The organism is Paraburkholderia sp. RL17-347-BIC-D, from assembly GCF_046027915.1.
GTDB lineage: Bacteria > Pseudomonadota > Gammaproteobacteria > Burkholderiales > Burkholderiaceae > Paraburkholderia.
Genome location: NZ_JARESS010000263.1, coordinates 1 through 388, shown reverse-complemented (window position 1 = coordinate 388; position 388 = coordinate 1). Strand labels below are relative to the sequence as shown.

Below are 388 nucleotides of genomic sequence, written 5' to 3'. Positions count from 1 at the left end.
TTTTCTGAATCACGCGGATTTCGCCGCCGGGCTCGCGGACCTGACGGCCATGCCGCCCGGGCCTACAGGCCTGCCGCAGTGGCCCGACTTCCTTGTACGCCTGACGCGCGCGCCCGTCGTCTCCATCGCCCTCATCCGCGGCCGGGCGACGGGCAACGGCAGCGAGATCACGCTCGCCTGCGACATGAGTTTCGCCAGTCGCGAAAAGACTATCCTTTCGCAATGGGAGGTGGGTGTGGGGATGGTCGCTGGCGGCGGCCCTATGGCCCGACTGCCCCAGCTTATCGGCCGTAACCGCGCGCTTGAAGTGCTGCTGGGCTCGGAGGACATCAGTGGTGCTCAGGCCGAGGCGTATGGCTACGTGAACCGTTCACTGCCTGATGCCGAT

General features: G+C 66.2%; 1 protein-coding gene. It reads left to right on the top strand.

Annotated elements, in window-relative coordinates; translation table 11 throughout:
• Positions 1-388: enoyl-CoA hydratase/isomerase family protein (locus P0D96_RS48480; protein WP_408321489.1), on the top strand; the 388-nt coding region annotated here is incomplete at both ends.